Below are 21518 nucleotides of genomic sequence, written 5' to 3' on the forward strand. Positions count from 1 at the left end.
AATTCATTTTTATTTGTTCAATGCTTTCAGCTGATTGAACAGCCGTTCGATGAGCCGCAGATCATTGGTGATAATCTCTGCATTACCTGACATACCAGGTTTATAAGTCAGTTGCCGGCCATAACTGGTGGTCAGGCCACGGGGCAGGCTGACAACAGCCGTGTAGGAATTATTATACGTGGTAAGAGACAAGCTTTCCACCGTACCCTTTACATAGCCGAATTCATGATAGGGAAAATTGTCCAGTTTGATATTCACCCGTTGCCCCGGCTTCACTTTACCCGATCCCGTCATGGGCAACGCAACGGTACACACCAGATGATCATTATACGGCACCAGATTGAAGATGTTCTCTTGTACCGCCGCAAACTGATTATTGACCAATGGTTTCGGGAATGATACAACACCGGGAAAAGGTGCAATGAAGGCATATTCATTAATGAATGACTCCAGCTCACTATGCAGTTTCCGCAGGTTATTCTGTATTTCCATTACGTAGGTCTTTTCATTCTCCGCACGTTTAATCCGTAACTGCTCACACTGCGTCTCAATTTCCCTGATCTGTATCTGGTTGCTGATAATATTAGTGTTGGAATATTCAAGATCCGCCCTGGATTGATTGAGTCTCGTCTTGCTGTTGTCGAATTCAACAGAAGCAATAACACGTTCGGCATACAGCCCGCTGTCTATCCGCATCTTCTTCGCTGTCATGGCAACATCTTCCATAGAAATACTCCTGCGGTTCACCAGGTGAGCACTGAGATTCCGGAGATATTCCTTTCTGCTGTTGAGCGAACCCAGCAGGGCGGCATCCATGTTAGAATGAATAAAGTTGCGGTAGTTCTCCAGGCTGGTCAGCCAGTTGTTATAATTGATCTGTATCGTCCCTGCATTAATATCTTTCCTGAAATTGTTATGGAAGAGGAACGCGGTATCCAGCCTGCTGACCCGCTCCTCCCAAACCCGGATACTATCGTACAGGTACCTGACATCTGATATATTTGCACCCGATGCGATATAGGCCAGCAGCTCATGCTGACTGACGCGTTGCCCATCCTGTATCAGAAGCTGCACAGGCCCTGACATCTTACAGACAAATGAAACCGGCGGTACTTTACTGGTAATATTCGCCTTTACATTTACTACGTCAGGATATTTGATGATGCAGGAAAGCACCAACAGCAATACCACACAACCCAGAATAATGGTATTACCCCAGGAGATCAGCCACGAGGGCGCTCTTCCCAATACCCGCTGGGCTGCCGGACTTCGCAGTTCAATGTTATGATCTTCCGTTAATGCAGGCATAAAATGCAATTGATGTTAAACAATGAGGGCAGCCGATTTCAATTCCCTGATCACTTCCAGTAAAAGATAACCTACGAAAGCCTCGTCCATATTCAGTAATCCAAGCCGGTTGTTAGTCATATGCAGGTAGCTTTCATAAAAAAGGGATAGCTGGTAGTCTGCCTGGTCAGGCGGCCCTGCAACATAATGCCGGTGCCGGGCAGGTATCTCCACTTGTCCGGACCGGAGCAACTCCGAGAATGCAGTGTGCGTCCTCTTTACTTTTCTGCTCCAGTTGGAATGACCAATGCGAAGATCCTGTCCTTCCATAACACCTTTCCATAACGAGAGGCAATATGGAAGAATGTATTGTTGCTGTTTCTGATAGGACTGCTCAAACGCAGCAATCACTGTATCTTCAGCCACATTTTCTGCCTCTCCCGGTTTGATAACCTGACAGTAATATTCAACAGCGGAAACCAGCCAGCCCGACGTAATATTGGTGACCATTTTCTCTGCGATATCTGCATTAAAACCGGTCGCATGAATAAAAGAAAGATGCAGCATCAATGCGGCAGACAACCTGTTGTCATAACTCCATTTTTTATCTCTGCCAATCAGGGATAAAATCGCGGCAGAAGAATCGCAGAAATGCTGCTCTGCAATTTGTATAGCCCTCGTGCCGCCATAGCGCTCCGTTTCCTGTTCATAAGGCATTTGCCTCCAGCTGCAAATGACATTTGGATACGCCGACATAAAGGTATCCAGCGTTGTTTGCAGCAAAGGATACACATCGTCATGCAGGCGTTGTCCATGTCCCATTACCCTGAAACGGATATGTTTCCCCGCGTCATCAAAATAACGGATGAAAAAAAACTGTTGTATCAGCTTCTGCCGGGTAAGCATCCGCCGGAGCGGTTGTACCAGGGAAGTCAGTACCCGCTCAGGATGCTGATCGTAGTAAATATGCACTGCCAGCCATTCATTCTCATTGCCCATATCGCCCATATTTAGATAATTGCCTTCTCCTGCCTTTCATACAACCAGCCTTCACACCATACATAATTTACCATGTTCCATTGCGTGGCGCTATGCAGGTCCGGGAAAAAGCCGCTGCCCTTGAAATTAGCGCTGGTATTGCATAATACCGGTATTCCTGATATTTCATAATATGCCTGCAGAATACTGTGCAACACGGGGTTACTTCCCCGGGTAACGGTCTGAAGCCGCGCCGTGTTATCGTGATGACAAATGGCAGGGATCTTATCCCGCCACGCAGGATTTACTTCATGGTTAAAAAGCATATAAATATCCTTGCAGCCGGGAGAGAAGATAGCAGGTGCATGCTCTTCCAGGCAGATAGGCGCCAGCGGCCGGTACGATTCCCGCAACTTGATATTATTAAGTATGTCTTTCATCCTTTTTGTTGCCGCGCTGGCAAGGATACTCCTGTTACCCAATGCGCGGGGACCCAGTTCCGCCTTACCGTTCAGAAACACCACAGGCTCCTGGGAAGTGTGCAGCAGTTGGGCAAGTTCCCCGGCGGAAGCCTCCCGCCTCGTCCATCCGGTGGCAGCAGCAGTATGCTGTATCTCAGGCCCGCTGTATACATTCCATTCAACAGAGAATTGTCCGGACTTATCCGCCAGCAGGCTGCAGGCTGCGCCTATTGCGCTGCCAGAGTCATTGGGAAATGGACAGATCCAGATATCACTGATAATACCGGCATTCCTGATGGCAGAATTCCATTTAATATTCAGCGCAGCGCCGCCGGCATAACAAAGATTGGACGACAGATAACCGGTTTCCTTTATCTTCTCCTGCAACCCCGAAACAAGCAGCTCTTCCAGAAACTTGTGAAAAGTGGCGATGATGTTTTCATCAGTATAAGATTTTGTACGGGCAATCCTTTTCAAAGCCTTGGTGAACTCATAAGGATAGGTGGGAATATTTGATTTATGCCGGGCTGCAGCCATAGTAGCTTTATAGCTATCATGCAGATCTTCCAGAATATCCTGCCTTACTTCTCCATAAGCAGTGTAGGCCATCACCTTCCCCGCAACGGACAGCTCATCTTTAATCACATTCGCATTGGTTTTAAACGGTCGGAAATGCTGGGAGAAAATAGAGTAGATATTAACGCCCATATAAAAAAGCTGACCCAGCGGCATCACATCATGTGCTGCAGGGTCCACAAAATACAAACGGGGATACATCCCTCCGTCCCACACCAGCACGTATGCCGGCTCATTGCTCCTGGAAAAGGGACTGGTAGCATAACTCGCCATCACATGATTCAGCACATGCGTATAACTGCTGAAAGGCACTTTATAGTTACCGAATTCAATCTCTCCGTTATACTTCAGTTGCAGCAGTCCACGCCCGGATTCCGGTTCTTCATATGGCGCTACTGCCACTTCCCCTTCCCGGTCGTTGTTCACAACTTTAATGACCGATGAGTTCTCGCCAACCCATCCATCTACCACAAACTCATCGATCTTATCTATACTGTAACCATTCCCGGAGAGTAGCTGCGGAATAATATTCAGATCTTCTATGATGTTATACCTGGAGTTATTGTTCAGCTTCTCCAACTCTATGGAGAAGGCCAGCCTGCCGTTATCAACAACGGCAATGCTGCTGTCGTGAGTAAGTTTTAAACCACAGATAATCATGACTACAACTTTTAAACCTTGTTTTTAAATAACGACATTAACATCTTTATCTGCCCGATATGCCCTATTTCATCTTCCATAATATGAAACCAGCAGAAGTAATTATTGGTAGGGGTATCATAATGATAGGCTGTGGAGCCCAGCAGCCACTCATCATTTTTCTGCATCATTTGCTGTAAGGTTTCCTTTCTTACTTCCGTCAGTAATTGTATATAATAGTCAATGTCGTGCCCTTTGATGAGGTTGAGTATCAGCTCCCCGTTTAATGCCCCGCGCCATCTCTCCTGCTCAGATTCATTCAGTCCCCTTCCTTCAAAAGTTGCCAGCTGGCATTTGTATTCCATCGCCGCAAGATGTTTCAGTAACGTACCTATACTATTGCCGCCTTCCCCCAGGCGCACATCCAGCACGGCGGTACTGAAGCGGCTGATGTAATTCAGGTGCTTGTTACGCACAAACTCCATCTGCGTGATAAGTTGATTGAGCATCGCAGCGTCCTGTCCGGAAGCACGCGGTATAAGAAAGTATTTACTACTGATCATACCCTTTTATTTACTGATAAGAGTAAATCACCTTACCCAGCCGTTTCTTCTCACTGAATGACCTGGTCATGAAGCCGTTGATATCCCCGTTCCTGAAAACGCTGTCTATCAGCACGGGCAGTTTCCCTTCTTCATAGTCTTTTACTGCCTGTTCAAGATCTGAAGAAAACCCAATGCAGTTACCGATAAGACTTATATTGTTATGCAGGATATAACCGATCAGTTCTGTTACTTTAATATCCTGATCATAGCGCCCATCCGGCTCTCCATCTATCCCGGAGAACTGATCATATCTTCCGCACGTAAGATACTTCGCGCCCATGTTCAGCAATGGCACCACCGATACGAAATAAATGTCAAACAACGGATCAAATACGGCATCAAATCGGTCATTGATGTGGGCCATATCCTGTCTTTCGTCATAGAAATCAAATGATGTATTGTTATGGTATACCGTATGCACACCTATTTTCTTAAAGGCTTCCGTATACTCGCGCTGGGTAGTGATCACATGTGTTTCGATACCTCGTGCAATCAATGTCTGAATGATGAACAGGGATGTATTGGAAGAGGCAGCCGTCACCAAAGCACGCTGACCAGGTAACAACACGGCTTTCCGCACCATGGAATAAGCCGTCTGCGCACCCAGTGAAAAAGATGCCGCTGTTTCATCAGTCATATTGTCCGGTATCTGTATCAGTTTGGAAAAATGATAAACGGCATACTCACTGGAGCATTTGTTGGAGATCACGCCAGGCAGTACATGTTTATATCCGGAATGAGGAAAGGCATGATCAGGCATCACACGGTCGCCTGGCTTAAACTGATGCACAGCACTGCCAACACGCACCACCACACCGGCAAATTCTGATCCTATGGTAAAATAGCTGCTAAGGCTCCCACTCTCCTGAATTTCCCGGTAGGCCCTGAGGCAAATACCTTTATCGCGGTAGTTAATGGAAAATGCCGTCTTCTTCACCAGCACCATATCATCATCAAGCTTACTGTCTAAATCTACGGCCACCTCGAGCATGGCAAATGGTACGGGCACTTCCTGGATATCAATCCTGGTAAACAGTGCGTCACTGCTTGAATAATCCGGATGAACAACAGCCAGTAGTTTCATGTTCTCATTTTTGGAATTCTATGAATAACACGCCGGGCAACGCATAGGGTGTCCGGAGTGGGTTTGATAGCAATATCGGATGACGTTTGAAAAGGCATTACAGGAAAGCTCACTGCCGCTCTCCTGCTATTGCCTGTCAATAATTATCAAATCGGATCGGAAGAGGGATTACCGCCACCGCCGGTTGTCGTAGTAGTCTGCTTCGTTTTGCATGCAAACCTGCAAGGCCATTTGGAATTACCAGAGTTATCAAGGGATTTTGTAACAATAGCAGAAACGATTTCAGATGTGCTGTCATCACCACCCTTGGCGGTTTGAGCCACTTCAGGCTTCAGTTCTGTTACGAAACTCTGTACTTTTAACTCTTCCAGTTGCAGTCTGGGTGTTCTTTTTTGCTGATTTTTTTCTTTCATTTGCTTTGATTTTAAGGGTGAACTGAAAATGTCCGGGTAATTGCGACTTACCCGGTGCGGTTTACCAACCGGTATGCAGCACAGGGGAGTGCAGTGCCTCCCTTGTCGCTACCGGTATCACAGCGGAGGATCGGACATAGGATCGCCGCCACCGCCAGGTGATGTGGTCTGTTTAGTCTTACAGGCGAACCTGCAAGGCCATTTCGATTCAAAAGAGTTTTCCACTGACTTTGATACGACGATACTCACGATTACAGAAGTACCGTCATCTCCGCCTTTGGCAGTCTGGGCTGTTTCCGGCTTCAGTTCAGTAACGAAACTCTGAACCTTGAGCTCCTCCAACTGAAGTCTGGGGGCCCTCCTGGATGCTTTTTTTTGCTCCATACATGTAGGATTTTGGTGAGAAAAAAAATTCACCACTCAGCAGCTGTTTCAGCGCAGAGACACAGGCAACAGTATAAGTCCCTGTTGTTGTAATAGTGTGACCAATCCAGTATTGTAAAATAAATGCCCGATACCAACTGCAACAACAGTCGGTCCTTCAGGCAACGCATGCATAATTCCCGGAAGCCACCTGCGGTTTCTCTCTGCAACAGTTACAGCTGTTCCCGCATATTCTGGCGATGGCGCCTCCTCATCCAGGGCATAGTTAAATGACAACGAATGATACCACGCAATGGTTCTGGCGATGATACTATCCGCACGATCAGTATCCCACTCCCTTGCATGGTGTACCTGCCGTACAAATACGTCCAGCAACGATTTGGCCGCAGCCTTATCATCCGGCCGAAAATCCAGGTCCCACGAATATTCCAGCGCTTTCGTCATTTTGTTTGCATGAACAAACGACTGATACAACTCGTAATCCATCTGATGAAAAGGACGCTGTGCATTCTTCCTGATCAGCATTTCCTTGATGGCTGATATCATCCCTACCACCGAAATATCTTTAGCTTCTTCATGCTCAAGTCCTTCACTCTCTCCGGAACGTTCGCGAAAAAATGCATCCAGCAAATCATATTGCTCGCTGCTCAGCAGATCCAATGCCTTAATATACCCGAGGCCCGGCGTATTCACAGTAGTAGAAGGAAAGCATTCTGTATAAAGACAGTCGGCAGCAGACAGACACTCCGTCACAGGTTTCCACTGATCCAGCCAGGATTTCCCTACAACATGACACGTGCCGATCAGGTAAGCAGCATGTTGCCATTCGCTGCTTTTTATCTCCCACAAAATAGTGGCAATAGGATTCCCGCTATTAGCCTGCCCATTGATGAGTGCATGCATAATATCAAACATTTACAAGTTGTTCCTCGTATGACAGTACTGTTTATCTATTAGTGTAAAGCCCAGAACTATGGCATTATTGTGATGTGGGCATAGGTCGTCACCTGAGTATCACATGGAAGCTCTGTTGTGTTCACTTTAATAAAAAAAACGATACCCTAAAACTATTTTCTGGTCATGAAATTGGAATTACCTTTTGCCGGGAAAAAAAATAATTACACAATAAGATTTTCGTCAGCGCTCTTTTATTGTTATCAAACACTTATCCATCAAGGGTCTTCGCCAACATCTATTTAATGTCGTGCTCTTTAGTCTCTCCTCTTTTGTTTAATCAATAACGCAGTTGTTTGCTATGCGGACAATATTAATATTTTTAAAATGAAATCAAAACAAAAATTTTCTACGTGATAAATTGGCTTGATTTTCTTCTTTCGTTTTCTAAAAGAAATATAGATATTGCAACACATCCCGTAAACCAGCAACGGTAATAAGAGAGCATAAATATTTAATGCAGCATTTTTTTCAGTCATAATAACGACCTATTGCTAACGCAGCGTAAGTTGTATCTTCTTTTTAATTCGTCACAATGAGTAGTTCGTTCCCTTTTTATAAACAGCTGGACGCGATGGATTGTGGTCCTACCTGCTTGCTGATGGTCGCGGAATATTATGGTAAGCACTATACCCTGGAGCGGCTGCGTGAAAAATGTTTCATTACAAGAGAAGGCGTCTCGCTGCAAGGCATCTGTGAAGCCGCTGAGGATATTGGCTTCAGAACATTAGTCGCAACTATTCCCTTCGACAATCTTGTCAGTGATGTACCCCTTCCCACCATCGTTCACTGGAAACAAAACCATTTTGTAACCGTATACCAGGTAAAAGGGAAACATATTTACGTGGCCGATCCGGCACACGGAAAGATAAAATACACCTTTGATGAATTCCGCCAATATTGGTTAAGTACGCGGACCAATGGTGCAGATACTGGCCTGGTACTATTCGTAGAGCCCAGCCCCAGATTTTATGAAGAAGCCGGCGATAAACAGGAAACCGGTTCCCTCCGCTACTTTTATAAATATGTAAGACCGTATAAAAAACACTTCATACAAATTGCACTCGGCATGCTTGCCGGCAGCCTGCTTACTTTTGTACTGCCCTTCCTGTCACAGGCCATCGTGGATGTCGGTATTTTCAATAATAACATTTCATTCATTAATCTCTTACTGGTTTCTCAGCTGTTACTGTATATAGGAAGTGCTGCCATCGATTTTCTGCGAAGCTGGATTGTATTGCACACCGGCACCCGTATCAGTATCGCTATTCTGTCTGACTTCCTCACCAAACTGCTGAAGATGCCCTTCAGCTTCTTCGACAATAAAACCAACGGTGATCTCCTCCAACGCATCGGCGATCATAAACGTATTCAGAACTTCCTGACATCATCTGCATTAGGTTTCGCCTTTTCTGTTTTCAACATCGTCATCTTCGGCATTATTCTTTTATACTATAACCTGAATATCTTCCTGGTTTATTTCCTGGGCAGCATCTTATACCTGCTGTGGATCATTTTCTTCCTCAAAAGGCGCAAGAACCTGGATTATAAAATTTTCAATGAATCGGCTGCCAACCAGACAAACATTATTCAGCTCATCAATGGCGTACAGGAAATAAAGCTGCAAAACTGCGAGCGAAAGAAAAGGTGGGAATGGGAAAACATACAGGCCAGTCTGTTCAGCGTAAATATTAAAGGACTGGCGCTCAACCAGTATCAACATGCCGGCGCCTTCCTGATAGACAAAATAAAAAACCTCCTCCTGTCCTACCTTTCTGCCAAAGCAGTGATAGATGGTAATATGACATTGGGCATGATGCTGTCTGTTTCATACATCACCGGCCAGCTAAACTCTCCGATAAACTACCTGCTTGAACTGATACTCTCCTACCAGGACGCACGGATCAGTATGGAACGCCTGAATGAAATCCACAACCAAAGCGATGAAGAAAGCAAAGAAGCTGATACCATCACAGACATCTCTGTTGAAAAAGACATACGGATAAACCAGGTAAGCTTCAGCTACGGCGGACCACACTCGCCCAAAGTATTGGACAATATCAGTCTGCACATTCCTTATGGCAAGAAAACAGCGATCGTTGGCTCCAGCGGATCAGGAAAAACTACCCTGCTTAAGCTACTGCTCAAAATAATTGAGCCCAGCGCCGGGGAAGTAATGCTCGGCAACTTCAACATGAATATGATCAACAGTCGATACTGGCGAAGTTCATGCGGCGTAGTGGCGCAGGATGGCTATCTCTTTTCTGATACCATTGCCAACAATATTGCCATCAGCGATGATATGGTCAACAAGCAAAAACTGCTGCATGCTGCCAGAACCGCCAACATCACAGAATTTATTGAATCCCTGCCGCTGGCATACAATACCCGCATCGGACAGGATGGTAATGGCATCAGCCAGGGACAGAAGCAAAGGATGCTCATCGCCCGCGCCGTTTATAAGAATCCGTCATTCATCTTCCTGGATGAAGCCACCAACGCACTGGATGCGCAAAACGAAAAAGTAATCGTTCAAAACCTGGCCGAATTCTTCGACAACCGTACCGTAGTAGTGGTGGCGCACCGGTTAAGTACTGTAAAAAATGCGGATCAGATTGTGGTACTGGACAAAGGAAAAATTACGGAGATAGGTACGCATGAGGAATTGATACAGCTGAAAGGCGCCTATTTTCATCTTATACAGGAACAACTGTCTCTGGGAGTCTGATGTGCGGCGGTAAAAAATCTCCGGAGGAAAGCATGGACAGACCACGATTGTATCGCATAACTCCGTAAGCAAAATAGTCGGTATGGAAATGTACTTTGATCATGGACCATAAATACCACAGCATATCCTGCAATATCTTGTAAGACTGCATTACACGGCAGGTATAGGCTGGTATAGCGGCGGGGCCATAGTAACATTGCAACATGTATTGCTCCTGCGACACCGAAAGATTAAGCTCAAGAGAGAATGCAGCAAGATCCCATAACGGACTGTTCATACCGGCGTACTCCCAGTCAATGAGATAACAACGGTATCGCCGGTCAAGAATGAAGTTCTCCGGTACGGGGTCATTGTGACAAGGGCAAATACCCGGCGCTTCCCGCTCCGCCTCTTCAGCGATCCTTTCCAGTACCGGCAGCATCGCCGCAAATGCAGGAGCCAGTGCAATATCATACTGACACGTAATATCATAGTATTGCCGGATCATAGACATCGCCGCAAAGCGGTTGTTGAAACGAACCGGCGCCGTATGCAGCTTTTTCATGGCCGCCGTGGCAGCCTGCAGAAATATACTTCCGGTATGATCTGTTTCCGGCAGCTCTGTCACAAATCTTGTAACCTGGATACCTGTATCCGCATTAAAATAAAGCAACGGAACATTAATGAACAATGGAACAATAGCACAAAGATTATGATACTCATCATGCCGGTTTATCAATAGTGACGTACCGTTGCCGGGTAATCTTACGATCACCTGCTCATGATTATCAAGCACACATTTATAGTTGTGGTTGGTCATGCCTTTGCTCAGCTTATATACATCCGTTACATGACTGTTGTAGTGAGACAATAAAAGAGATTGAAGCGTGGCAATATGTGCAGGATATAAGAAAGACATGCTGACAATGGATTTACAACCTGAAAATAAACAAATATTATCGCTATCAGGAAACGAAATTATTTCACCTGTTGCCACAAACATTTTATAACCCGAAACTGATTTTATGAATGCAATTATCCTGGCTGCAGGTATCGGCAGCCGCCTGAATCCCCTGACAGCCCACATTCCCAAGCCACTGGTAAGAGTGGAAGGCATACCGATAATAGAGCGGCAGATAACGATGCTGAAAGAAAAAGGAATTACAGACATCAGTATTATCACCGGACATCTGCATGAACTGTTTGCTTATCTTGTCCCTAAGTTTGGGGTACGGCTGATCTATAATGAACACTATGCATCCTTTAATAATCTCTACTCTCTTTTCCTCGCGAAGGAATATTTCGGAGATAGCTACATACTGGAAGGGGATGTTTATCTGTCCCGTAACTTTCTCATTGCAGCACCAGGCACTTCAACATACTTCTGTGGCCATAAAGACAAGATCTCACAGGAATGGATTGTAAACTATGATACCCACGTAAGAAATATCCTCATCGTTTCAGATGAACACCTGAACGATCCCTTATATAAGAACGGGGCGAAAATATTTGCTGGCATTTCGTTCTGGACCAGGCAGGATGCAGCCCTGATCAAATCGTCCATGGAAATGCATGTGGCTTCATCGCTGGCAGAAAAGGACGCGCCACAGCGAAACTACTTCTGGGATATGATGATACTCGAAAATCTGCCACGTCTTTCTATTGCGGTACAATCACTGGATAGCAACGATTGGTTCGAAATAGACCGTTACACAGAATTACAGGCGCTGTCATCACATCTCGATATGGCTGCGGTAGCACGATAACCTGAAATAAAAATCCCTGTTATGGATACATCAATTGCCGCAGCTGTCGGCTGGACCGGAGCTATACTTTACATTGTTGCATATCTTTTGCTCAGTACCGGTAAATTAAAAGCGGATACCATCATCTATCATGTGCTGAATATACTGGGAGCACTGGGTTTGATATTTAACGCCTTTGTGCAGAAAGACCCGCCCAATATCATTGTCAACCTGGTCTGGCTCGCCATCGCCATGTTTGCTATCTATGATAAGCGGGCGAAAACTACAAACAGTAAGGAATCCGGTCAATGATCAGCCGCGTATGTTGTACTGGCTCGCGGGCCGGACCGCCAGGCAACTATTGTTCCAGTTTCTCCTTTACTTCTGCCGCTACTTTCTTCAGGTTCAGCAAGCCAGTACCCGACTTAATGAAAGTGATCTTCAGGACTACCTTGCCGTCAGCCTGTGCAGCGGATACGTCGGCTGTATAATAGTCAGCTTTAGCGCCGGTGGTGCGGGTGGCTGTAAACCTTTTGGGCTGCATCTCCTGTGTGGTAAATTTCTTTGCAAGCAGTGCGTCTTTCGCCGCATTCAGCGCATCCTCCACGATTGTGTACTTCGTGGCAACCTCAATCACGATGGGATCTCCCATTCTTGCAAATGTTGTAATACTTAATACCAAAAAGGCGATGATCATTGCCAGATGTTTCATATCTCTGATTTTTATTTGCACTAAATTAGACAAGCAGGGGCGTCTTGCCAATCACTGGAAACAGGTATATTCTACTTCGATATCTGGTATCATCCATATTAACCATAGAAGACGGTGAGTGATTTTTGTATTATATGGTATTCATTACTGTTCTTCTCTTCGAACACTGCCGGTTCAACAGCAGGGAATCATCTTACATTTGATTCAACAAGAACATGAAACTAAATGGACCTGTATTTAGCCTGAAAACCCCTGATAAACCATATTCAATACCAGCACTATGTAATCCTGAATTTTATTATCGTTAAAGCAAGAACAAAATCACAATCCTTAACCAGTAAACTGTTGTAACCCGCTGCGTCTTATCACGACAAAGACGCTTTTGATAATACCATGCCTGCAAGCGTAATGCCGCACGGCTGCCGGTTCTCTCCGGCCTGGCTTTCTGCTGTCAGGAATTTTTTAACCCCCAATTATTTTTTTATGAAAAAACTATTCTTTGCCATGCTGGCAGCCCTGTTAATAACGGGCTCGCACAGCTTTGCACAATCCAAATTTTTCCCTATTTCGGCGGCGAATCCATTTAAGACGTTGGAATATTTCTTCGCGCAGGGCGAGACCATCGGCGCCGCTGATATCGGCATTGAACCGGGCGGCTATACCGGTATCCACTGGACACTCAGTCCCAACGACACATATACCGGATTTAATGATCCCGCAACTGGTTATTTGTATAAATGTATTATAAAAGGTATTACGATCGAATTACCTCCCAATGCCACCACCACCAATGGTGCACCCGAAACGGCAAAACTCAGGATATATGGCGTACCGGAAGACGTAAGCAATGACTTTATTGTCTCTTTCACCGTATATGCATCTAACGCGACTACCGGCTTCCTCGGATCCGCTAACGTAGAAATCACTATTCACCGCCCACTCGATCTGGCTGTGGTACTGGACCGTTCCGGTAGTATGACATCAACCCCCGATGGTACCTCATACAATGCTCCTCCCGGTAAAAGCCGTTGGGATTATTTAAAGTCAGGAGTATCGCTGATGGCAGACCATCTCAAGGCTATTGCAAAGAAGAAAAATGATCTCATCTCCGTGAACATATTTGCCGACGGCAGCGGGAGTATTCCCGCAGGAGCCCCTTATAACACCCTGTCGCTGATCGATATGAATGAATCTAATCTCTCCTCCCTCTCCGCCCAGACTGGTGCATTGTCGGCCATAACTCCATACGGCGGCACACCACTTGGTCTCGGTATCATTAAGGGGAGAGACATCCTGTTGGCACCGGCCGTAAAACTCAATAAACATAAAAAAGCGATGGTCGTTTTCTCAGATGGAGAACAGAATGGGCCATACCAGGTATCGGTGACCGGTCCCGATGCATGGAAGAAAATAACTAATGGCCAGTGGTTAAGAGGCGCGCCCACAGATCCTCAGATTAAGATCTACACCATCAGTCTTGGTTTTAGTGGCACCGCTGTTGAGACCATGCAAAAGATTGCAGAAAAGAACGGAGGTACGCACCAGAAGATTTCTTTAATACCAGACGAACTGGTCACCGCCTTTACAAACCAGCTGCCGGGTATTATGAGTGGCAGCACACCACAGGTCATCGTATTGCGGGATGCTACATTCCCTAATGTACAACCACCAGTAAGAGTTGACTCCTTTATCATTAATAAAGGCGCCAGTACAATCATAGGCACTATGCTGGTACCGGGTGTGTTTAAACCCAGGTTCCTTTCCATCAAAAAAGACGGACGCGAACTAATACCATTTGTGAGACAACGCTTTGATTCCAGCTATCTTAATTTTTCCATCTCATTTCCCAATAATATCCTGCCAGGAGTAACCGGCGATGGACACTGGGAAGTACGTACCCAGCTCGATATAAACCCCGGTGCTGTACAACCCTGTAAATTTATGGTAGTGGCAGACGATCACGCCCTGAAATCAGGATTTACTATCGGCGGTACAGGACTCAAAGTTGGGCAGTCCATCAAACCTTCCGTTACGCTCGACTATAAAGGTAATGTGATCCGTAATGCTACTGTAAACTTTGTGCTGTTCAAACCTGGTACCGATGTCAATGACCTGATTGCCCGGACGTACGCACCAAACTATGACACATTGCCTTCCGACCCCGTTTCTGTCAGTATATCCAAAATGAAATACCTGATGCGCGACACGTCATTCGTCAATGCCATCCGTGACCAGGCCACCGTTTACCCGTTACCGTATGACACCGTCACCAAAAGCTATACAGCTACTATCAGCGGTTTAAATGTAGCCGGCACACATCAGGGCGTTTTCCTGGTGAACGGTACGGATAATACTACGGATAATACCTATGGCACGTTCCAACGATACCACAGGGAAAGCTTCTATGTACGTTTCCCGGGTATTGCCGCCGCTGCCAGCAGACCCCTTTATCAATACAATCCCGCCGGTGGTTCCAACAGAGCGCTGATCTTCCGGCCAGTCGCTACCAACGGCAAATACATCGGCCCGGGATGGAGCAATAGTATTACCCTCGAAAGCACCGGTGTCGGAATAACCTACGTGCAAGACACCGGAGATGGCTATTATAAGCTGGGCATTTCAGGGGCTTTCTCAGCTAATATTGTCTTATCCATTGCGGGAGAAGTAATATATGCAGGACCGTTATCTGCCCTGCAAACCGTTATCGGCCGCGAAACCGGTGGAAAATCCCGCACAAAGAAATAAATACGGCCTTATCCATGTTAACCCTACAGCCAGGCGGCTACCCGAAAGGGTACCGCCTGGTGTTTTTAATAACCGGCTCAATACAGGCATGAAAGAAGTATCGCCACTTTTGTAAGAACTGCTTACATTTGTATACAAGCTCACCTCCCAGTTATGAACCAGGCAAAATTCATAGAAATACCAGGTAAGCTGAAACCTTATATAAAGCAGGTCATACTGATCAGTGGCGAAACGGAAAATTCATTCATGAATTTTGCCGACGGTATGGTCGGCATTGCCTTTCAACACCCCGATACCAACCTCACCACACATATTAAAGCCCCACAAATCCCTGCTGCCTATGTATTTGGTCAAACAATAAAGCCCGTTGTGCTGACCGCCCACAAAGGCTGCAGAATCATCGGACTCACATTTCAACCTTACGCACTGAAGTCCGTCTTCCGGTTTGATGCCAAAGAAATAACAGATGCCGCTGTAGATGTAAGACTGCTTTCTTCCGTACCCGGAATGAACCTGATCGAACAACTGTGGAACACAGCAGCCGCAGAAGAACAGGTGGAAATACTGTTCAGATATTTCGGATTTTTGATTAAAAGAAATAATACAGAACCTGATAAGGGCATGGAATATGCCACCAGCCGAATTATCCAGCTGAATGGTAATGTTTCACTAAAACAATTGCAATCCGAACTAAACCTTACAGAAAGAACATTCGAAAGAAAGTTCGAACAGCATGTCGGTATATCTCCCAGCTTGTTTTCAGGCATTGCACAATTCCAGGCGTCTTTAAAGCAATTGCAGGCCGGCAAGTTTGAAAAACTGTCCGACATCGCCTACGGAAACGGATACGCCGACCAATCTCATTTCGTCCGCTCTTTTAAAAGATTCACCGGTATATCTCCACTCCAGTTCTACAAGCAGCTTAACAATAGCACCGGAATAAATGAGCTGTGAATTCCTCTTTTGTATTTACACATGGTTGCCGCAATAACGAAAAACGGTTGAGCCCTCAGGCTCCGCACTTACCAACCATCACCAATGCAATATTATTCCGTTACGTTCTTTTAAAATTGAACGAAACCGACAATCATGAAAAGTGTCAGACATAAAATCATCAGCCACCGCAGCGGCACAAACCCTGCTGCGATATGGTAACAGCCCCGGTAACTATATTGATGTGGATCCTGCTCCGGTTTGTTTTTTAAAACCCAAACATATAGTCATGAAAAAACTCAAACAAACAGCCCTCGAGCTTACCGGCAACAAAGCCCTTACCAGGGAACAATTGAAAAAAGTAGCAGGTGGCAGGAATGGTAGTAATGCCTTCTTTTGTAACAATCAATGTATCACCGATGTAGATTGTCCTGCGGGATTTTTGTGTATACTGACTGATTTCGGTGGCGGTGAATTATGCTGGAGATGTGGTCAGTTAAATTAATGATACTGTAGTAAAACTATTATGCAGCGCTGTCCCTGTATAGGCCAGCGCTGTAATTGTCTGATCAGGCAAAGTCTCCCGGGCAATCTCCGCAGAAACAGCCACCGGCGCAATATCCATAACCGCACCCCAGTATTCCACAGCTCTTATTACAATAACCGGGATTACATTCAAAAAAAGCAGCGCCAGCTCTGCCGCCAATAATAGCTTTCAATTCTTTTTTGGTAAGGACCTGACCCAGGTCTGATAATTTTTTCATGGTTTCAAGTTTTACAGGTTTAGAAACATTGCAACCGCTACAACAATAATTGAAGTTTAACCTGGTTGTAAAACCGTAATGATAAATTGCGTACAGTATTGCGTTTTTAAAAAAAGGTTAGACAAAGAGATAATTATGTAGCAAGGAAGCCAGATTAACTAATATAAAGCTATCGCGTGTTGCTGCTTCTGATCTTCAGCACCTGTATATAGTTAGTTGTTTATTAATAATTCAGGTTCATATTATACAACACGATAAGAATAATCATATGGCAGATACAGTGAGGAAAACCACCCGAAAAAAGTTGCCGGTAGCCATCAGCAAACAAGGATATTTTTGCGTCAGATAATGTTATACTCCGCCGCTCTCTTAATAACAGCGGTCATATTGCTCAATTCAAATTTCTCTTTCAGATTCTTCCGGTGACCATCCACCGTATAAACGCTGATGAACAACTGTGAAGCTATTTCATGGGAGGTGTAGCCTTTTCCGATTAGTTTAAGAATCTCAGTCTCCCTCCTGGTCAGGTGAGGCATCGGCGGCGTATATTCCGCATCTTTGTTATTAAGCACCCGTTGCGTACCACTGCAAAAATAAATGCTGCCTTTATACACACTATAGACAGCCTGTAGTATTTCAGGCCCCGTGGCACTCTTCATGACGTACCCGCTGGCCCCGTTCCCGATGGCCGACATAATCACATGCCTTTCACTGTGTGTGCTAAGCACAATAATACCTGTTTGGGTATATTTCCTTTTGATTTCCTGGCAAAGCAGAATTCCATTGATGTCCGTAAGGTTAATATCCATCAGAACAATATCCGCTGGCTGCGCATCCAGTAATGCCAGGATCTCTTTTCCCGACCTCGAATAGCCGCCCGGTAAAATGTCAGCACTATTCGACAGCAGCTTCTGTAATCCTTCCAATACAATAGGGTGATTGTCGACAGCAACAATATTTATCATAATCTGTGAAATTGAAACATGAGATGATACCCTTGTATACATGCTTTACTAAATAATAGAGTCCGCTTACAAACACTCGAGTCAACAACATGTCTTGCATGTCAAAAATGCAGGATTGGAACAGTGATTGTTTCTGGTGTAAAAAACAAAATTGCTAACAATTGATAGCTGCATAACAAGGAGGGTTGTCTCTTCAAAATTAGAATATGGTTATTGTGGCAACAATTTTTCTATTACATCTTTCATACATCAGAAACCGTTAGCAATTGATTATCAATCAGGTAATATTACGTCACCACTACATCACCTGAAAATGATGTATCCAATTCGCTGATGTAATGATGCGAGGCTGCGTAAAAGCGCGCTGTAGAGTAAACTATAGATTGCTGTAAGGGATGGGAAAAACAGGAGTAGTATTAAGCGACGTTGTGACAGATATTTCAACTAATATATAGCCGGGAAGCAACAACCCGGAAACCGGAGAGCCCATGACCTGCCTGATGACCGCAAACCTGCGTCAGAATAGTTCTCCCACGCCTTTCACAGGCCTTTCCCATACCTTTCACCGGCTTCTCCTTCGGTTGTCATTCGATTCTCATAGGTATTAAAAGCGCACTATCGTGATTTTCGGATGGACATGAAAATCCCGTTATACCCCCCTGTCGTTTTGTTGTAAGTGACTGATTAATAGTCTTATAACCTTAACAATTTCACTATTTGTTTGATCTTCCCCTGTTTCAGTGAGAGAATATATATGCCGGATGGATACCCTCCGGTATTAACCCGGACATTGTATGTGCCGGGAGCTGACAGCTCATCTTTTAATACAACATCGCGCCGTCCATCCGAATGGGTTAATCTCAGCACGACCCGGCCGGTATGCAGAACAGCATAGCGGCAGGTTACCGTTTCAGAAAAAGGATTGGGAAATACTTCCAGCTGAAGGGTGGACATTTGATCTTCAGTCCCCTGCGCCAGCTCTTTGTAAGCCATTAATTTCTGATCATGTACAAGTGATGCTGCCGTTGGCAATACCGGCGGCGTCAATGGTAAACATGACGGAGGATCTATTTTTACAATAGCTGCCTTTGAAACCGAATCACCAGAAACGCCTAACATTAATGCGCCGCCGTTCGCGCTATTGGTAATTGCCGTAGGAATAATGGCATTGGTGCTGTCTATCTGCAAAGCAACGATATTACCTATACTGTCCAGTTTCATCAGATACAGTATATCATTAGGCACTCCGGGCCCTTTGGATACATTAAGCCCCAATAACATGTCCTTATCTGCAGTCCACGGCCTGGCGCCATTTTCTAACTTAATCATGTCTTTCCCAAAACTATTGCATTGGCATAATTCGCACCCGTTAACATCTCTGACAAATCCAGATGGGCAATACATCCTACATACAGACGGGCATGTAACCTTACCTGCTACCGCAACTTTACTACTTCCTGTTACCGCTGTCAATGAATTACCAGCTGCTCCTTTCACGGAAGAGGTTAAAGGAGGTGTCAGGGGGCCAAGCACTTTTATATAATCAAGAACACCATCGGCATTCATCCGTAGTATTTTGACAGTAGTGCCGCTGGTAGTATCCGCCAGGGTGACACCATTCACCATAAAGTGATCAGCGCCGGTCCTGTATATGCTGACGCCTGCCTCTTCACCTGCCCCAAGGAATACTTTTTCCCACTGCCGGTTTAGATTACTATCCACTTTATCAACAAATATGTCTCTCCCATAAACACCACCGGAAATAGTAGTTCCTGTTACCAGTAAACTTTTATCTGCTGTTGAGGCAATTGATATTCTGTCAATTGCATAGTTACCATTATATGTCAATGTTTTCCGGATAGTTCCCATTGCATCCACCATCATCAGCTGCAGCGCGCCCCCCACCGTTCCGGCAACTACCACATTACTGTCTTTCGGGAAAAGGGCCACAGCCGGATTCCTGGCCGGGATCTGTTTTGTCCAGACCACATTGCCCGATTGGTCGATGCATACCAGTTGGCCTGAAGCAGAAGGCGACTGCACATTATAAACGCCGGAGATAATATACTTACCTTCTTTCGCCGCCACAACACCTGTTACGCTATCTCTCCCATTTGTACCTATAGCTTTGCTCCATAGTTTATTGTTGTTACCATCCAGCTTTACTACCCAGAAATCTTTGGCCCCGTGATTCTGGCCAGCCAGGTCGCCGTCATTGGAGGCGCTGTTGCCAACGGTAAGGTAGCCCCCGTCAGGCGTATTAAGGACTGCAACAAATTCATCTCCACCCGTGCCACCCATAGTTGTCCGGCTACCCATTGAAACACCCGGCCCGGGCGGAAGTATCACCACTGAAGCCTGTGTGCGGGATGCACTCACACAACCGTTTGTATCGACAGATGCAGCGTAATAATTTTTAGGATTGGTCAATAGCGGAGATACGAAAGTATCGCCTGCCGTCAGTATCGTACCGCCTGCAGATTGGCTATACCATCTGTGCATGATTCCGGATTGCATTACGGTAGTAAATATAGCTGATTCATTCCTGCATATGCCCAGGCTATCCGGCGTTATAACAGGTACGGCCGGCAACTGCAATGAGCTGATCTTCACCACTGATCTTTGTGGATTTGCACAACCATTACGAACAGCCTCTACATAATAAGTGCTGTCTGCAAGTACAGGTCTGGTAGTATACGTTGCCCCACTATAAAATGAGAACCCTCCAACTGGTTGTTTGTACCAGCTGTAGGATACGCCCGGTAAACTGTCTGTTCCAATGACGGCAGTCTTACCCCTGCACACCTTTACCAGGCTATCCTTTATCCGTGGTCCTGGCACAACCCGGTTGGCGTAGTTGATACTAATGGAATTGAGCGCCTGTAATATTCCTGAATTCAGGCGGATCTCCACCTGATCAAATAGCTGTTGCGGCGCCCAGGATAACATAGTCTGAGTGGAACTGATCAACCTTAATTGTATGAGGCCTGTGTTAATCGATTGCCTGTCATTATTATATGTCGTTCCGTTATAACTCGCCACCTGTATGCTGCCCAATAACGAAAGATCCAACAGACCTACAGGGTAGGTAATCAGTATTTTTATTGAATCACCTGGCTGGCTTACTGAAGGGAAACGCAGCTTCTGTTCTGCATACGATCCTAACAAGCCAAGTACAACATGCAGGGTAGAATAGGTGGATGTATTGTTATCTGCCGCCAGTTCCGGATGCTCCGTATAACATCCTATACATAACCCACCAGTGGTATTGGTTTGTGCAATAACGCCTTCGCAGGGAACATTCTGGGCGTGACTCAGTACGGATGTACAAAGAAGGAAAAGCAAAGTAAAATATCGCCATGCATGCAAGGGGTAAACATTTTTCATATAACCGGTTTTATGATCTGAGGGTTGCAGGGTTGTGGAACAAACTGATGTATCAGCAATCATCTGTTACAGCAAAGTTACAGATTCCGTTTAATTTATGACGGCAGCATGATCAACGCCACCACTTTGCACACCTGGTGCTTCCACGCTATGCTCCCTTGATTATCCCCTGTTATCAA

At 45.5% G+C, this 21518-nt stretch carries 19 protein-coding genes; 6 read left to right on the forward strand and 13 right to left on the reverse strand.

All coding sequences use genetic code 11. The annotated features are described in order from the left end of the window. Positions 1-9: 9 nt before the first annotated feature. From VM802_RS11930 to VM802_RS11965, 8 genes are all read right to left on the reverse strand, one after another. Positions 10-1308: an HlyD family secretion protein gene (locus VM802_RS11930; RefSeq protein WP_325530669.1), complete on the reverse strand. Its 1299-nt coding sequence runs from the start codon at positions 1306-1308 to the stop codon at positions 10-12. 15 nt (positions 1309-1323) lie between these two features. After that, entirely contained in the window at positions 1324-2286 is a 963-nt protein-coding gene (locus VM802_RS11935; RefSeq protein ID WP_325530671.1) for a thiopeptide-type bacteriocin biosynthesis protein, read from the reverse strand. A gap of 11 nt (positions 2287-2297) precedes the next feature. Further along, positions 2298-3962 carry a carbamoyltransferase N-terminal domain-containing protein gene (locus VM802_RS11940; RefSeq protein ID WP_325530673.1) on the reverse strand — a complete coding sequence of 555 codons (1665 nt, stop codon included), beginning with the start codon at positions 3960-3962 and terminating at the stop codon, positions 2298-2300. A gap of 11 nt (positions 3963-3973) precedes the next feature. Next, the gene (locus VM802_RS11945; protein ID WP_325530675.1) at positions 3974-4504 is read right to left on the reverse strand and encodes a DinB family protein; all 531 of its coding nucleotides are present in this window, start codon (positions 4502-4504) and stop codon (positions 3974-3976) included. Between the two features lie 10 nt (positions 4505-4514). Further along, entirely contained in the window at positions 4515-5630 is a 1116-nt protein-coding gene (locus VM802_RS11950) for a quinone oxidoreductase family protein (RefSeq protein WP_325530677.1), read from the reverse strand. Positions 5631-5776: 146 nt separating this feature from the next. Next, a complete protein-coding gene (locus tag VM802_RS11955) occupies positions 5777-6043 on the reverse strand; it encodes a pinensin family lanthipeptide (protein WP_325530679.1) in 267 nt (88 codons plus the stop codon). 117 nt (positions 6044-6160) lie between these two features. Continuing rightward, positions 6161-6427, reverse strand: a complete 267-nt coding sequence (locus VM802_RS11960) for a pinensin family lanthipeptide (protein WP_325530681.1) — start codon at positions 6425-6427, stop codon at positions 6161-6163. Positions 6428-6475: 48 nt separating this feature from the next. Further along, positions 6476-7330 carry a TraB/GumN family protein gene (locus tag VM802_RS11965; RefSeq protein WP_325530683.1) on the reverse strand — a complete coding sequence of 285 codons (855 nt, stop codon included), beginning with the start codon at positions 7328-7330 and terminating at the stop codon, positions 6476-6478. 586 nt (positions 7331-7916) lie between these two features. Between VM802_RS11965 and VM802_RS11970 the strand changes: the two genes are divergently transcribed. Next, the gene (locus tag VM802_RS11970) at positions 7917-10109 is read left to right on the forward strand and encodes a peptidase domain-containing ABC transporter (protein WP_325530685.1); all 2193 of its coding nucleotides are present in this window, start codon (positions 7917-7919) and stop codon (positions 10107-10109) included. Here the strand turns inward: VM802_RS11970 and VM802_RS11975 are convergent. Further along, complete coding sequence (locus tag VM802_RS11975) at positions 10078-11007, reverse strand: phosphotransferase (protein WP_325530687.1); 930 nt, start codon at positions 11005-11007, stop codon at positions 10078-10080. The two genes, VM802_RS11970 and VM802_RS11975, sit on opposite strands and share 32 nt — an antisense overlap. A 106-nt stretch (positions 11008-11113) precedes the next feature. Between VM802_RS11975 and VM802_RS11980 the strand changes: the two genes are divergently transcribed. Further along, a complete protein-coding gene (locus VM802_RS11980; RefSeq protein WP_325530689.1) occupies positions 11114-11854 on the forward strand; it encodes a sugar phosphate nucleotidyltransferase in 741 nt (246 codons plus the stop codon). Between the two features lie 21 nt (positions 11855-11875). Continuing rightward, positions 11876-12145 (forward strand): CBU_0592 family membrane protein, encoded by a 270-nt coding sequence (locus tag VM802_RS11985; RefSeq protein ID WP_325530691.1) that lies wholly within the window; start codon positions 11876-11878, stop codon positions 12143-12145. Positions 12146-12191: 46 nt separating this feature from the next. On the opposite strand, the gene VM802_RS11990 is transcribed toward VM802_RS11985, so the two are convergent. Continuing rightward, entirely contained in the window at positions 12192-12545 is a 354-nt protein-coding gene (locus tag VM802_RS11990; protein WP_325530693.1) for a hypothetical protein, read from the reverse strand. Positions 12546-13028: 483 nt separating this feature from the next. Between VM802_RS11990 and VM802_RS11995 the strand changes: the two genes are divergently transcribed. From VM802_RS11995 to VM802_RS12005, 3 genes are all read left to right on the forward strand, one after another. Continuing rightward, positions 13029-15290 (forward strand): vWA domain-containing protein, encoded by a 2262-nt coding sequence (locus VM802_RS11995; RefSeq protein WP_325530695.1) that lies wholly within the window; start codon positions 13029-13031, stop codon positions 15288-15290. Between the two features lie 153 nt (positions 15291-15443). Continuing rightward, a complete protein-coding gene (locus VM802_RS12000; RefSeq protein WP_325530697.1) occupies positions 15444-16244 on the forward strand; it encodes a helix-turn-helix domain-containing protein in 801 nt (266 codons plus the stop codon). Between the two features lie 268 nt (positions 16245-16512). Continuing rightward, on the forward strand, positions 16513-16728 hold the full coding sequence (locus tag VM802_RS12005) for a hypothetical protein (RefSeq protein WP_325530699.1): 216 nt from the start codon (positions 16513-16515) through the stop codon (positions 16726-16728). A gap of 64 nt (positions 16729-16792) precedes the next feature. Here VM802_RS12005 and VM802_RS12010 read toward each other — a convergent pair whose 3' ends face one another. From VM802_RS12010 to VM802_RS12020, 3 genes are all read right to left on the reverse strand, one after another. Beyond that, the gene (locus VM802_RS12010) at positions 16793-16987 is read right to left on the reverse strand and encodes a bacteriocin (RefSeq protein WP_325530701.1); all 195 of its coding nucleotides are present in this window, start codon (positions 16985-16987) and stop codon (positions 16793-16795) included. Between the two features lie 341 nt (positions 16988-17328). After that, the gene (locus VM802_RS12015) at positions 17329-17952 is read right to left on the reverse strand and encodes a response regulator (protein WP_325530703.1); all 624 of its coding nucleotides are present in this window, start codon (positions 17950-17952) and stop codon (positions 17329-17331) included. 693 nt (positions 17953-18645) lie between these two features. Further along, entirely contained in the window at positions 18646-21339 is a 2694-nt protein-coding gene (locus VM802_RS12020; RefSeq protein ID WP_325530705.1) for an Ig-like domain-containing protein, read from the reverse strand. Positions 21340-21518: the final 179 nt, after the last annotated feature.

Source organism: Chitinophaga sp. (genome assembly GCF_035538455.1).
GTDB lineage: Bacteria > Bacteroidota > Bacteroidia > Chitinophagales > Chitinophagaceae > Chitinophaga.